This is a genomic window from Variovorax robiniae (genome assembly GCF_037889955.1).
Taxonomy (GTDB): Bacteria; Pseudomonadota; Gammaproteobacteria; order Burkholderiales; family Burkholderiaceae_C; genus Variovorax; species Variovorax robiniae.
This window is the reverse complement of record NZ_JBBKZS010000014.1, coordinates 172,220-184,317: the sequence shown is the minus strand read 5'-3', so window position 1 is coordinate 184,317 and position 12,098 is coordinate 172,220. Positions and strand designations below refer to the sequence as shown.

The following is a 12,098-nucleotide window of genomic DNA, read 5'->3' as shown; positions in this document are numbered from 1 at the left end:
GTTCGTCGAGGAACCGCGCCACATCGAGATCCAGGTGCTCGGTGATTCGCAGGGCAACGTGATCTACCTCAACGAGCGCGAGTGTTCCATCCAGCGCCGCCACCAGAAGGTGATCGAGGAAGCGCCTTCGCCCTTCATCAGCGATGCCACCCGCAAGGCCATGGGCGAACAGGCCGTGGCCTTGGCCAAGGCGGTGAAGTATCAAAGTGCCGGCACCGTGGAATTCGTGGTCGGCAAGGACCAGAGCTTCTACTTCCTGGAGATGAACACGCGCCTCCAGGTGGAGCACCCGGTCACCGAATGCATCACGGGTCTCGACCTGGTCGAGCTGATGATCCGCGTGGCCGCCGGCGAGCCCTTGCCGCTGAAGCAGTCCGACGTGAAGCGAGACGGCTGGGCCATCGAATGCCGCATCAACGCGGAAGACCCGTTCCGCAACTTCCTGCCATCGACTGGCCGCCTTACGCGCTTCCAGCCGCCCAAGGAAACGATGTTCTCGGCGGACACCGAGCACCTGTACGGCGTCCGGGTCGACACTGGCGTCTACGACGGCGGCGAGATCCCGATGTACTACGACTCGATGATCGCCAAGCTCATCGTGCACGGGCGCGACCGCGCGCATGCGATCGCGCTGATGCGCGAGGCCCTCAACGGCTTTGTCATCCGCGGCGTCAGCAGCAACATCCCATTCCAGGCGGCGCTGCTCGCGCACCCGAAGTTCGTGACAGGCGACTTCAACACCGGCTTCATCGCCGAGCACTATGCCAAGGGCTTCCATGCGGAAGACGTGCCGCACGACGACCCGAACTTCCTCGTCGCGCTGGCCGCCTTCATGAACCGCCGCTACCGCGCGCGTGCCTCGGGCATCAGCGGCCAGCTCGATGGCCATGGCGTGAAGGTGGGTGAGAAGTTCGTCGTGGTCACGCTCGGGCCAAAGGGCGAACATGTCCATACGCCCGTCTCGGTCAGCGACTTCCACGGCAAGACCGGTTGCAGCGCGGTGCAGGTGGGCGACAACATCTACCGCATCTGCAGCACGGCGCAACTCGGCAGCGTGCGCATCGAGGGCACGGTCAACGACAAGCCCTTCACTGCCCAGGTGGAACGCGGTGCCGGCAAGAACCCGCTGGCGCTGCGCGTGTCGCACAACGGCACGCAGATCGAGGCGATGGTGCTGTCGCCGCTGGGCGCGAGATTGCAGAAGCTCATGCCCTACAAGGCGCCGCCGGATCTGAGCAAGTACCTGATGTCGCCGATGCCGGGCCTCTTGGTCGAAGTGGCGGTGAAGCCGGGCCAGCAGGTGCAGGCGGGCGAGAAGCTGGCGGTGATCGAGGCGATGAAGATGGAGAACGTGCTGTTCGCCTCGCAGGACGGGGTGGTGGGCAAGATCTCGGCGGACAAGGGTGAGTCACTCGCGGTGGACCAGGTGATCCTGGAGTTCGCATGACCGCTACCACCTTGCGTCCCTTCAAGGTGCTGGGCATCCAGCAGATCGCCATTGGCGGCCCGGACAAGCAGAAGCTGCAGAAGCTCTGGGTCGAGATGCTCGGCCTGGAAGTGACCGGCACCTTCCGCAGCGAGCGCGAGAACGTCGACGAGGACATCTGCGCCATCGGCAGCGGCCCGTTCAAGGTCGAGGTCGACCTGATGCAGCCGCTGGACCCGGAGAAGAAGCCCGCGGTGCACACCACGCCGCTCAATCACATCGGGCTGTGGATCGATGACCTGCCGGTGGCGGTCGAGTGGCTGAGTGCCAAGGGCGTGCGCTTTGCACCGGGCGGCATCCGCAAGGGCGCGGCGGGATTCGACATCTGCTTCCTGCATCCGAAGGCGAATGAGGAATTCCCGATTGCGGGAGAGGGTGTCTTGATCGAACTCGTCCAGGCGCCGCCTGAAGTGGTTGCAGCGTTCAGCGCGTTGGCCCAGTAATTTCACAGGCATCGTTATCGCTTCGACGTCCGCCCGGCATGCGATGCGCGCCGGGCGCCTTCACTGTGCCGGCCCCTTCGGGGCTCCCCTCCAGTGCTCGCGTTCGGCGGGGTCCACATGAACTCGCTTCGCTCAAACAGCATGTGGCCCTGATCCGCCAAACGCTGCGCGCTTCGGCGGCACAGAGGCGGCGCCCGACGCGCACCGCATACCGGGCTCAGAGGTGTTCAATGGCCGGTGTTCACTTTGCTTCCCCGCACGCCCGAGAGTGTTCCGAACATGGCACACGTCGCTTTCTCGTGGATCGGTTGACGACGCGCTCATCCGAGTCTGGCGCGAGTCGCCAACAGGGGCGCGCATTTCGACGTCTGGAGGGGAACAATTACCTTGAGCAACACCGAGCCCGGTATGCCAAGCGCGATGGGCGCCGCCTCTGTGCCGCCGAGGAGCGCAGTCATTCGCGGATCAGGGCTCGCAGCTGTTTGAGTGGAGCGTCAGCGGAGCGAGTTCTGCGAGACCCCGCGAATGACGGGCACCGCAGGGGAGCCCCGAAGGGGCCGGCACAGTGAAGGCGACCAGCGCGCTTGGCATGCCGGGCGGCCTTCGCAGTGGATCCGAACTGCCAGGACGCCAAGCCAAGCAAGCTCAGGAACGAGCTCCGCTCAACCGCCGCCATGGCTGCGCTATCTGTACCGGCGCCCGTCGCGCTTCAACAACGGACCTGCACGGCGATGGCGCCGACACTCCCGTCGGCGCCGAGCGATCGCGTCAGCGATCTGCCAGTTCAACGCATTGTTGAATCGGGATCAGCTTGCAACCCGTCTTGCTCTGCAGTTCTTCGAAGCTCACGCCGGGCGCAAGCTCCGTCACCTTCAGGCCCTCAGGCGTCACGTCCATCACAGCCAGGTCGGTGATGATGCGATTGACCACGCCCACGCCGGTCAACGGCAAGGTGCAGGCTTCGAGGATCTTGAGATCGGTGGTGCCGTCCTTCTTCCGCGCGACGTGCTCCATCAGGATGATCACGCGCTTGACGCCGGCCACCAGGTCCATCGCGCCGCCCATGCCCTTGACCATCTTGCCCGGGATCATCCAGTTGGCCAGGTCGCCCTTGGCGCTGACCTGCATCGCGCCGAGGATCGACAGATTGATCTTGCCGCCGCGGATCATCGCGAAGCTGTCATGGCTGCCGAAGATCGCACTGCCGGGCAGCGTGGTCACGGTCTGCTTGCCGGCGTTGATCAGGTCGGCGTCGACCTGGTCCTCGGTCGGGAACGGGCCGATGCCCAGCATGCCGTTCTCGCTTTGCAGCCAGACTTCCTTGTCGCCGACGAAGTTCGCGACCAGCGTAGGGATGCCGATGCCGAGGTTGACGTAGAAGCCGTCTTCGAGCTCTTGCGCCGCGCGTGCGGCCATTTGGTCTTGGGTCCAGGGCATGTCAGTTTCCTTGGGTGGTGGTCACGGTGCGCTTCTCGATGCGCTTTTCCGGCGTGGCGTTCAGCACGATGCGGTGCACGTAGATGCCCGGCAGATGGATGTCGTCCGGCGCGATCTCGCCGACCTCGACGATCTTCTCGACCTCGACGATGCAGACCTTGCCGGCCATCGCCGCGGCGGGGTTGAAGTTGCGCGCCGTCAAGCGGAAGCGCAGGTTGCCGGACTTGTCGGCCACGTCGGCCTTGACCAGCGCCACGTCGGGCACCAGCGAGCGTTCCATCACGTAGGTCTCACCGTCGAACTCGCGCAGTTCCTTGCCCTCGGCCACTTGCGTGCCGACACCGGTCTTGGTGAAGAAGGCCGGGATGCCGGCGCCGCCGGCGCGCAGCTTTTCCGCCAGCGTGCCCTGCGGCGTGAATTCCAGCTCCAGTTCGCCGGCCAGGTACTGGCGCTCGAACTCCTTGTTCTCACCGACGTAGCTCGCGACCATCTTCTTGATCTGGCGCGTCTCCAGCAGCTTGCCGAGGCCGAAGCCGTCGACGCCCGCGTTGTTGGAGATGCAGGTGAGGTCCTTGACGCCCGAGTCATGCAGCGCGTCGATCAGCGCCTCGGGAATGCCGCAGACGCCGAAGCCGCCGACGGCCAGGGTCTGGCCATTGGCTACGACGCCCTCGAGTGCCGCATCGGCGGAAGCGTAAATCTTGTTTGCCATGTTGTCTCTATGGGGTGCTTGTGTTGGCAATGCGGCGCTCAGCGCCGATTGGCGGCCAGGGCGGTGCGGCAGAAATCACGATGCGCCGCGGAGAACAGTCCCAGCAGGCCCACGACATGGGCCTCGCTCGTGACCGTGATGTCCCGGTTCGGAAAACCTTCGGGCTCCCATTCGGGGCCGTAGGGGGCGCTGGTGATGGATGTCGGCTGGTTGGCCGGGAAGATCGTCGAGGCGTCGAGGGAGTTCATGTTGTCTCGCAGTGCGTGGAAGTGATGAGCGCAATCGCTGAGGCAACTTTAGGGTTTGCGAGCATGCGGCGCTTCGCGAGTTGCGACATGCATTTCGCATTTCATGCCGCCGCACAAAAGACGCATCTGGGCGCACTGTGTCCTGCGCGACCGGGGCACATGATCTTGAGACGAGGCGAAATACCTTGCACAGGTGACCCGGCCTTGGCCAAGTCGATCAGGCGGCTGTCGAAATCGCCGTCTGACGGGACGCTCAGCCCGCAGCCGGCGCGACCGTTCCGCCCACGATGCCGTGGCGCTTCAAGGACTCAGCCACGAAGCCGCTGGCCTTCATCTCCTCGACGAACGCCGCCAGCGCCGATGCAGCACCCGGGCCGCGGTCGGCCGGCATGCCCATGGCCTGCTGGATGACCATGAAGCGCCCCGGCAGCAGGCGCAGGCCACCGTGTTGCGCTGCCCATCCTTCCAGCATGGTGCGGATGCCGGCCGCGACATCGACCCGGCCTTCCTGCAATGCCACCAGGCAATCCGGCACATGGACGTAGCGCTCGATGGCCGCATGCTGGAGTTCGCGCGTGAGGAACAGGTCATACGCGCTGCCGCTGCCGACCGCGACGCGCACACCGTCGCGGTCGACCTGTGCGTTGTCCTGCAAGGCGGCGTCCTGCTTGACCAGGTAGCAGCCTTCGATGAGCACATAGGGCGCGGTGAAGCTCAGGCCTTCGCTGCGTGCCGGGTCGACGGCGAAGAAGCCGATGTCGGCCTTGCCGCTGCGCACCGCATCGACCGATTGCGCGGCCTTTTCGAACACCACCAACTCGACTTCCAGTCCGAGCCGCTTGCCCAGCGCACGCGCCAGGTCGATCGATACGCCGACGGGCTCACCGGTCGTCTTGTCGCGATTGGCAAGGATCGGGTTGCCGAGGTTGATGGAGGCGCGCAGCACGCCATGGGGCGCAAAGTTGCGTTGCAGGGTCGGGTCGGTGGAGAGGGTCATCTTTCAGGGTCTGGTGAACGCAGCAGGCGCTGCGGGGGTGGGCTTTCATTTCCAGATGCCGAGTTCGCGCACCACGGGCTTGCGCGGCGTGGTCACGATCAGCCAGCCGTCGCGGCTGATGAAGTAGCTGGTGGGGCCGTCGTAGAACTGGAGTCCATTGGGCTCGCAGGGCTGCGCACAGGCGCGCTGGCCCGGCTTGCCCGTCATGTTGAGCTCGCTGCCGTTGCGCTTTTCGATGCCGGCGAAGGCAAACTGCTCGCAGTCGGTCACGCTTTCGCCGCAGAGTGGCGTGATCTGTATGGACCAGGTTTTCGCGTCCAGCGTGGCCGCATGCAACGGGGAGAAGAGCCCGCCAATCGACGCCAGGGCAAGGGCGGTTGCAAGTCGCTTCATGCGGGCTCCAGGAGGGGGGAAGGAGCCGGCGAGTTTAAGCCGCCATCCGCCGCGCGCCGTACCCTTTTCAGGGGGCGGCGACGGGTTCGAGGCCTGTCTTGCGGATGGTCGGCGCCGCGCCTGGGCTGGTGAAGTACTGGATCAGTTGCCGCGCCGCCGCCGGGTCCTTGCTGCTGGTCGAGACGCCGGCCGAGAAGATGGTCACGCGCTGCACGCCCGGCGGCAGCACGCCGATGAAATCGATGCCTTCGATGGGCAGCAGTTCGCTCACCTGCTGCAACCCAAGCGCCGCATCGCCGCGCGCCACCACGGTGCCGACGCGTTCGCTGAGGATGCGCTTGCTCTTCGGCTTGACCTGGGCCTCGATGCCGAGGTCCTTGAGCATCTCGTTCTCGTAGTAGGTGCCGCTGGCGCTGGCGGAATAAGCGATCGACGGCGCCGCGATCAGCGTGCGCTTCAGCGCGTCGACGGTGCTGATGTCGGGCTTGGGCGCACCCTTGCGCACCGCCATGCCGATCGACGATCGCACCAGGTCGACCTGGCTGCCCGGGATCACCTTGCCCTGCGTGACCAGCGCATCCAGTGCGGGCCGCGCGAGGATGACGATGTCGGCCGGCTCGCCGCGCGAGAGGCGGCTGGGAATGGAGTCGCTCGCCGCGCCCATCGACGCGCCGTACGCCGTCTGCACCTTGTAGCCGGTCGATTTCTCGAAGGCCGGCGTGAGCTCGTTGTAGGCCGCGGTGAAGCCGCCCGAGGTCATCACGTTGATCGTCTTGCCGGCGCCGGACTGGCTGCCGCCCAGGCCGGCGCAACCGGCGAGGGCCAGGGCGGCCGCGAGGAGGGCGGCGCGCCGGGTCAGAGCGTGCTTGGGAAAGGCCATGTTCTTGTCTCCTTGAGTTGAAGACAAATCCTAGGCACCCAAGCTGTCAATCCGCCTTCGCTGGTCTCAGGGTTAACGCGGGTTCGGCCGTCTCGCGCCGCCGCAGCAACAGCATGCCGAACAGCGGCGCCGTGATGTACACGACCACCGAGTAGATCGCCGCCGCCAGCGCCAGCGTATAGCTCCCCAGCACGCTCAGCGCGACGAAGATCGCCAGCGTCGAGTTGTGGATGCCGATCTCGTAGCTGATCGCGGTCGACAAGCCCTTGTCCAGCCCCGCGGCACGGCTCAGGTAGTAGCCGGCGAGCAGGCTCAGCAGATTGAACAGCACCACGGCCGGGCCGATCTGCGCAAAGGCGGTCGCGATCGAGTTCCATTCCTTGGCAATGGCCAGCACGGTCACGACCGCCAGCACCGCGCCGCTGAACACCTTGACCGGCTTCTCCATGCGCTTGGAGAAACCGGGCCGGCGCGACGCCACGAACATGCCCAGCACCACCGGCACCAGCACGATGCCGATCACCTCCAGCAGCTTGCCGGTCTGGATCGGCACCACCTGGCCGCTTCGGGCGAAGTGGTCGATGGCCCAGTTGGCGATCAGTGGCAGCGTGACGATCGACAGCAGCGTGTTCACCGCGGTCAGCGAGATGTTCATCGCGACATTGCCGCCGAACAGGTGCGAGAACAGGTTGGCCGAGATGCCGCCCGGCGAGGCCGCGAGCAGCATGAGCCCGACCGCGTACAGCGGCGGCAGGCCGAAGCCGACCACGATCGCGTAGCAGGCCAGCGGCAGCCCGACCACCTGCAACAGAAGCGCGATGCCGACCGCCTTCGGATGCTTGAAGAGGCGCTGGAAGTCGGCGATGGAGAGCGAAAGCCCCAGCCCGAACATCACCAGCGCCAACGCGCCGAACAGGAAGCGCGTGACGATGAGCGTGCCGTCCACTGCGCGTCAGTCCTTGTAGCTCGGGTCGATGCGGTCCAGCTTGCGGATCAGCGACGGCCAGACGAACTGCCCGCCGAGGCCGCCGGTCTGCACCTTCATCGCATGGCCCACGCCTTCGACGATGCGCGGGTCGACCTGGGTCAGCTCGCCACCCGCCTGCGCGGCGATCTGGATCTGGCAGGTGTTCTCGAAGGTGTACATCGCCAGGAACGCATCGGCGATGGTCTTGCCGCAGGTCAGCAGGCCATGGTTGCGCAGCATGTAGAAGTTGGCGTCGCCCAGGTCCTTTTGCAGCCGCGCCTTTTCATCGTCGCGGATGGCCACGCCTTCGTAGCCGTGATAGGCCAGCGACGCCAGCACGAAAGTGGATTGCTGGCTGATGGGCAGGATGCCGTCCTTCTGCGCGCTCACCGCGACGCCGGCCTTGGTGTGGGTGTGCAACACGCATTGCACGTCTTCGCGCACGGCGTGGATGGCGCTGTGGATCACGAAGCCGGCCGGGTTCACCGGGTAGGGCGAGTCGATGAGCTTGTTGCAGTCCTGGTCGACCTTGACCAGGCTCGACGCGGTGATCTCGTCGAACATCAGCCCGTACGGGTTGATGAGGAAATGGTGCTCGGGGCCCGGGATGCGTGCGCTGATGTGCGTGAAGATCAGGTCGCTCCAGCCGTACAGCGCGACGAGGCGGTAGCAAGCGGCGAGGTCGACGCGCAGTTGCCATTCTTCGGCGGAGACGAGCTTATGGACTTCGCTGATTTCTCTTTGGGTGTTGGCGTTCATGGTGGGGCTCCTGGGGTTGAAGGTGGTCAGACGGTGGCGGGCTGTTCGATTGCGGCCTTGTAGAGGCTCTGCTTCGGCTGGATCAGGACGCGCTGCATCATCGGCATGAATTCGCTCAGCGGCAAGGTCTCGCCCTTCGGGTCGAAGGCCGGGTTGTCGTAGAGCTCGCAGAACTCGGCGGTGCGGTCGAAGCAGGGATGCGCCCGGAAGTGCTCGCGCAGGTTGCGGTCCAGGCCGATGTGGTGGAAGAAGTAGTGGCCCTGGAAGATGCCGTGGTTCTGCACCATCCAGTGGTTCTCGTCGCTGACGAAGGGCTTGAGGATGGCGGCGGCGATGTCGGGGTGGTTCATCGTGCCGAGCGTGTCGCCGATGTCGTGCAGCAGGGCGCAGACCACGTACTCCTCGTCGCGGCCGTCGCGCAGGGCGCGGGTGGCGGTTTGCAGCGAATGGGTGTAGCGGTCGACCGGGAAGCCGCCGTAGTCGCCTTCGAGGATCTGCAGGTGCCTGGCCACGCGCTCCGGCAGGCCGCGCGTGAATTCGATGAATTCGCCGCCGATGGCTTGCCAGTCTTCGCGGGTGCTGTCCTGCATGCGGACGAAGGTTGCTCTTGTGTTCATCTTTTGATTTGCCGTCTGGGGTGGGTCAATGTAGGTTTTCCGGGGGGCGCTGGACTGTCGGAAAATTAACAATTCAATGCCCTCGTAAACCCCATCGCTGCCAAAGCCGTATCGCATGACTTCGACGACCTCGCCACGCCTCACGGTCGCGCACCGAGAGACGATGGGCGCCAACCCCTGGTTCGCGAGGATGCCCCTGGCGCAGCAGGAAGCCCTGCTGGATGCGTCCGAACTCACCCATTGGCGACGCGGCGCGATGCTGTTCCGCCAGGGCGATCCGGTGAGCGCCGCAGGCAGTGGCTTGTACGGACTGGCACGCGGCTTGATCAAGGCCTCCACCCTCCGGCAGGACGGTCGCGAGGCCATCCTGTCCGTGGTCGAGCCTGGCAACTGGTTCGGCGAGATCTCGCTGATCGACGGCTCGCCGCGCACGCATGACGCGACCGCGCTCACGCCGGTCGACCTGCTCACGGTGCCTCCCGAGGCTTTCGCGCGGTTGATGCAGGACGTGGTGTTTGCCAACGCGATCGCGGCCCTGCTGGCGGCGCGCGTGCGCTTTCTCTATGAATTGATGGAGGACGCGACCTTGCGTGGACTGCGCGCACGCGTGGCGCGGCGCCTCTGCACGCTGGCACGCGGTGATGCGACGCAATCCCCAGTGGTGCGGCGCAACGTCAGGCTGTCGCAGGAGGCGCTCGCGATGATGCTGGGCGTGACGCGGCAGACGCTCTCGGGCGAGCTCACGGCGCTGGAAGCGGCGGGGATGATCTCGCTGGGCTACGGTCGCATCGGCATCCTCGATATCGATGCGCTGGAGCGTTGCGGGACGGGTGGGTAGCGATCCGATCAGTCGATGGACGCGCCGCGCTCCTGCAAAAGGCCGCGCAGCAGCGACCGGTGGCAGCGCGATTCGTCCTCGCAGTAGCAGCCGACCGCCAGTGCGGTCTGGTGCGACAGCGCCGCGAGCAGGTCGAGGCTGCGGCTGGCGTCGGCCTCGGCCATCTCGCGCTTGTAGCGGGTGAAAGCGGCCCACTGCGCGGGAGTCTGCGCCTCCTGGCCGAGCTTCATCGTCTCCGCCGAAGGCGAAAGGTTGGGGTACCAGACGTCGTACCAGTTCCGGCTGGCGAATTCGGTCTTGGGCACGCCGCGCGGCGGACGGCGGACCGTGCCGATGCGCAGGCCTTCACCGGGTGCGCGTTCAGTGCCGAGGCGGATGATTCGGATGCTCATGGTGCTTGTCTCTTGCTAGGTTCCAACGATGCCACCGTCTCGCCTCTGCACCGCCAGCGTGGCCGAGCGCGGGCGGGCGCTGCCGGGGAGTTTGCCATCGGGCCAGGCGCTGTTCGGCATGCCGTTCACGCGGACTTCACCGGGATGCTGGATGTTGACGAACAGCGTGCGGCGGTCGGGCGTCACGACGCAGCCGGTGATCTCGCAGCCGCTGGGGCCGGTCAGGAAGCGCTTGATGCGGCCCGTGGCCGGGTCGGCGCAGAGCATGGTGTTGTTGCCGAGCGCGGCATGGCTGCCCTTGCCCATGCGCGGGCCCGCCATGTCGGTCTGGATCCAGAGCAGGCCGCCGCTGTCGATGTGCAGCCCGTCGGGATTGCCGAAGGCGTCGTCGTCCGGACGCGGATAGCGCACGCCCGCATCCGGCAGCTTCGGATCGCCGGCCAGCACGAAATGGTTCCAGGCAAAGCTGGCACTGGCCGCATCGCCGCCGTCCTCGCGCCAGCGGAGGATGCCGCCGAAGCGGTTGTTGGCGCGCGGGTTCGCCGCGTCGACCGCAGGTTTGCCCGCCTTGCCGCGGTCGGTGTTGCCGGTGAGGGTGACATAGACCTCGCCGGTCTGCGGATGGACGGCGATCCATTCGGGGCGATCCATCTTCGTGGCGCCGACCAGGTCGCCGGCCATGCGCGCATGCACCACCACGTCGGCGGGGTCGGCAAAGCCGTTCGGCGCTTCGAGGGCGTTGCGGCCATGCACCAGTTCCAGCCAGCGCCCGCGGCCGCCGGTGTCGAAGCGAGCGACGTACAGCGTGCCGTGGTCGAGCACTTCGCGATTGGCGGCCCGGGCGGCGGCGTCGGTGCCGGGCGTGACCTTGTCGCGGCTCACGAACTTGTAGATGTATTCGAACTCCGAGTCGTCGCCCATGTAGACCGCGACGCGGCCGTCCTTCGTGAGCGTGCAGGTCGCGCTTTCCTGGTGCTTGCGGCCGAGGGCGGTGCGCTTGACCGGCGTCGATTCAGGATCGAAGGGATCGATCTCGACGACCCAGCCGAAGCGATGCGGCTCGTTGGGATGCTTCGTCAGGTCGAAGCGTTCCTCGAAGCGCCAGTATTCGGACCACGACGAACCCGGCACGGTGCCATAGCGGCGTTGCGCCTCGGTGGCACGCACGGCCGCCTCCTTCGGGCCGCCGAAGTACGCATGGAAATTTTCCTCGCAGGTGAGGTAGGTGCCCCAGGGCGTGACACCCATGGCGCAGTTGGCGAAGGTGCCGAACACCTGGTCGCCGGCCGGGTTGGCAGCGGTACGCATGCGCGGTGTGCCGGCCGCCGGGCCGGCGATGCGCATCGGCGTGTTGCCGTGGATGCGGCGCGCATACCGTGACGGCAGCACCTGGCGCCAGCCCCCGGAGCTGCGCTCGACCTCGATGACCGAGACGCCCATCGCGTGCAGGGACTTGCGCGTCTTGTCGGCGGTCCAGGGACTTGCGCCGTCGGTGTGCAACAGTTGCTCGTCGGTGTATTCGTGGTTCATCACGAGCAGGCCGCGGTCCTGGCCCATCGCGAAGAAATGCATGCCGTCATGGTGCATGCCCGCCTGCACGGCCTGGTCGGCGGCGCTGTTGGACGCGTCCGGCGCAAAGGCCGGCATGGACCCGGCGATGCCAGTCGGCGAGCCCCAGGGATAGAGCACCTGCTGCTGGTATTCGGGCGGCACGGCCACGGCATCGGCCAGCGACGCGGGCACGGCGGTGAACCCCAGCGTGGCGCCTTGCACGGGCGCGGCGCTGGTGCAGCCCTCGCCGAGCAGCGCCACCACCGCGGCAGCTGCGCCGGTCTTGAACAGGTCTCGTCGGTCGAAGGTCATGGTGAACGTCAGATGGAAAGGGCGAGCGCAATGGTCTCCGGTCGTCCCTGCAGCATGCGAGCGTCG

Annotated in this window: 14 protein-coding genes; 3 read left to right on the top strand and 11 right to left on the bottom strand. The window is 66.3% G+C overall.

Annotated features, from left to right (window positions below; translation table 11 throughout):
* Positions 1–1,447 (top strand): ATP-binding protein (locus WKW79_RS26605; protein ID WP_340338231.1); only part of this gene is annotated, 1,447 nt, incomplete at its 5' end.
* Positions 1,444–1,929, top strand: a complete 486-nt coding sequence (locus WKW79_RS26600; RefSeq protein ID WP_340338230.1) for a VOC family protein — start codon at positions 1,444–1,446, stop codon at positions 1,927–1,929. The genes WKW79_RS26605 and WKW79_RS26600, both read left to right, overlap by 4 nt.
* Positions 1,930–2,697: 768 nt before the next feature.
* On the opposite strand, the gene WKW79_RS26595 is transcribed toward WKW79_RS26600, so the two are convergent.
* From WKW79_RS26595 to WKW79_RS26555, 9 genes are all read right to left on the bottom strand, one after another.
* Positions 2,698–3,366, bottom strand: a complete 669-nt coding sequence (locus WKW79_RS26595) for a CoA transferase subunit B (RefSeq protein ID WP_340338229.1) — start codon at positions 3,364–3,366, stop codon at positions 2,698–2,700.
* A 1-nt stretch (position 3,367) separates the two neighbouring features.
* Positions 3,368–4,078 carry a CoA transferase subunit A gene (locus tag WKW79_RS26590; protein ID WP_340338228.1) on the bottom strand — a complete coding sequence of 237 codons (711 nt, stop codon included), beginning with the start codon at positions 4,076–4,078 and terminating at the stop codon, positions 3,368–3,370.
* Between the two features lie 38 nt (positions 4,079–4,116).
* Positions 4,117–4,326, bottom strand: a complete 210-nt coding sequence (locus WKW79_RS26585) for a hypothetical protein (protein ID WP_340338227.1) — start codon at positions 4,324–4,326, stop codon at positions 4,117–4,119.
* 253 nt (positions 4,327–4,579) lie between these two features.
* Positions 4,580–5,323 carry an ABC transporter substrate-binding protein gene (locus WKW79_RS26580; RefSeq protein ID WP_340338226.1) on the bottom strand — a complete coding sequence of 248 codons (744 nt, stop codon included), beginning with the start codon at positions 5,321–5,323 and terminating at the stop codon, positions 4,580–4,582.
* A gap of 45 nt (positions 5,324–5,368) precedes the next feature.
* Positions 5,369–5,716, bottom strand: coding sequence for a hypothetical protein (locus WKW79_RS26575; protein ID WP_340338225.1), 348 nt, complete (start codon positions 5,714–5,716; stop codon positions 5,369–5,371).
* A 67-nt stretch (positions 5,717–5,783) separates the two neighbouring features.
* A complete protein-coding gene (locus WKW79_RS26570) occupies positions 5,784–6,596 on the bottom strand; it encodes a substrate-binding domain-containing protein (RefSeq protein ID WP_340338224.1) in 813 nt (270 codons plus the stop codon).
* Between the two features lie 46 nt (positions 6,597–6,642).
* Positions 6,643–7,542: a bile acid:sodium symporter family protein gene (locus WKW79_RS26565; protein WP_340338223.1), complete on the bottom strand. Its 900-nt coding sequence runs from the start codon at positions 7,540–7,542 to the stop codon at positions 6,643–6,645.
* A 6-nt stretch (positions 7,543–7,548) separates the two neighbouring features.
* Positions 7,549–8,322 carry a class II aldolase/adducin family protein gene (locus WKW79_RS26560; protein WP_340338222.1) on the bottom strand — a complete coding sequence of 258 codons (774 nt, stop codon included), beginning with the start codon at positions 8,320–8,322 and terminating at the stop codon, positions 7,549–7,551.
* 26 nt (positions 8,323–8,348) lie between these two features.
* Positions 8,349–8,939, bottom strand: a complete 591-nt coding sequence (locus WKW79_RS26555) for an HD domain-containing protein (RefSeq protein ID WP_340338221.1) — start codon at positions 8,937–8,939, stop codon at positions 8,349–8,351.
* A 115-nt stretch (positions 8,940–9,054) separates the two neighbouring features.
* Here WKW79_RS26555 and WKW79_RS26550 point away from each other — a divergent pair, with 115 nt between their 5' ends.
* Positions 9,055–9,777, top strand: coding sequence for a Crp/Fnr family transcriptional regulator (locus tag WKW79_RS26550; protein WP_340338220.1), 723 nt, complete (start codon positions 9,055–9,057; stop codon positions 9,775–9,777).
* Between the two features lie 8 nt (positions 9,778–9,785).
* On the opposite strand, the gene WKW79_RS26545 is transcribed toward WKW79_RS26550, so the two are convergent.
* Together WKW79_RS26545 and WKW79_RS26540 are read right to left on the bottom strand one after the other, a co-directional pair.
* Positions 9,786–10,169 carry a DUF488 domain-containing protein gene (locus WKW79_RS26545; RefSeq protein WP_340338219.1) on the bottom strand — a complete coding sequence of 128 codons (384 nt, stop codon included), beginning with the start codon at positions 10,167–10,169 and terminating at the stop codon, positions 9,786–9,788.
* 15 nt (positions 10,170–10,184) lie between these two features.
* On the bottom strand, positions 10,185–12,032 hold the full coding sequence (locus WKW79_RS26540) for a PhoX family protein (RefSeq protein WP_340338218.1): 1,848 nt from the start codon (positions 12,030–12,032) through the stop codon (positions 10,185–10,187).
* Between the last annotated feature and the right edge of the window lie 66 nt (positions 12,033–12,098).

Excerpts from the sequence above, each read along its gene's own strand:
- WKW79_RS26600 (WP_340338230.1), top strand. The coding sequence starts at position 1,444 with ATGACCGCTACCACCTTGCGTCCCTTCAAGGTGCTGGGCATCCAGCAG.
- WKW79_RS26595 (WP_340338229.1), bottom strand. The coding sequence starts at position 3,366 with ATGCCCTGGACCCAAGACCAAATGGCCGCACGCGCGGCGCAAGAGCTC.
- WKW79_RS26590 (WP_340338228.1), bottom strand. The coding sequence starts at position 4,078 with ATGGCAAACAAGATTTACGCTTCCGCCGATGCGGCACTCGAGGGCGTC.
- WKW79_RS26585 (WP_340338227.1), bottom strand. The coding sequence starts at position 4,326 with ATGAACTCCCTCGACGCCTCGACGATCTTCCCGGCCAACCAGCCGACA.
- WKW79_RS26580 (WP_340338226.1), bottom strand. The coding sequence starts at position 5,323 with ATGACCCTCTCCACCGACCCGACCCTGCAACGCAACTTTGCGCCCCAT.
- WKW79_RS26575 (WP_340338225.1), bottom strand. The coding sequence starts at position 5,716 with ATGAAGCGACTTGCAACCGCCCTTGCCCTGGCGTCGATTGGCGGGCTC.
- WKW79_RS26570 (WP_340338224.1), bottom strand. The coding sequence starts at position 6,596 with ATGGCCTTTCCCAAGCACGCTCTGACCCGGCGCGCCGCCCTCCTCGCG.
- WKW79_RS26560 (WP_340338222.1), bottom strand. The coding sequence starts at position 8,322 with ATGAACGCCAACACCCAAAGAGAAATCAGCGAAGTCCATAAGCTCGTC.
- WKW79_RS26555 (WP_340338221.1), bottom strand. The coding sequence starts at position 8,939 with ATGAACACAAGAGCAACCTTCGTCCGCATGCAGGACAGCACCCGCGAA.
- WKW79_RS26550 (WP_340338220.1), top strand. The coding sequence starts at position 9,055 with ATGACTTCGACGACCTCGCCACGCCTCACGGTCGCGCACCGAGAGACG.
- WKW79_RS26545 (WP_340338219.1), bottom strand. The coding sequence starts at position 10,169 with ATGAGCATCCGAATCATCCGCCTCGGCACTGAACGCGCACCCGGTGAA.
- WKW79_RS26540 (WP_340338218.1), bottom strand. The coding sequence starts at position 12,032 with ATGACCTTCGACCGACGAGACCTGTTCAAGACCGGCGCAGCTGCCGCG.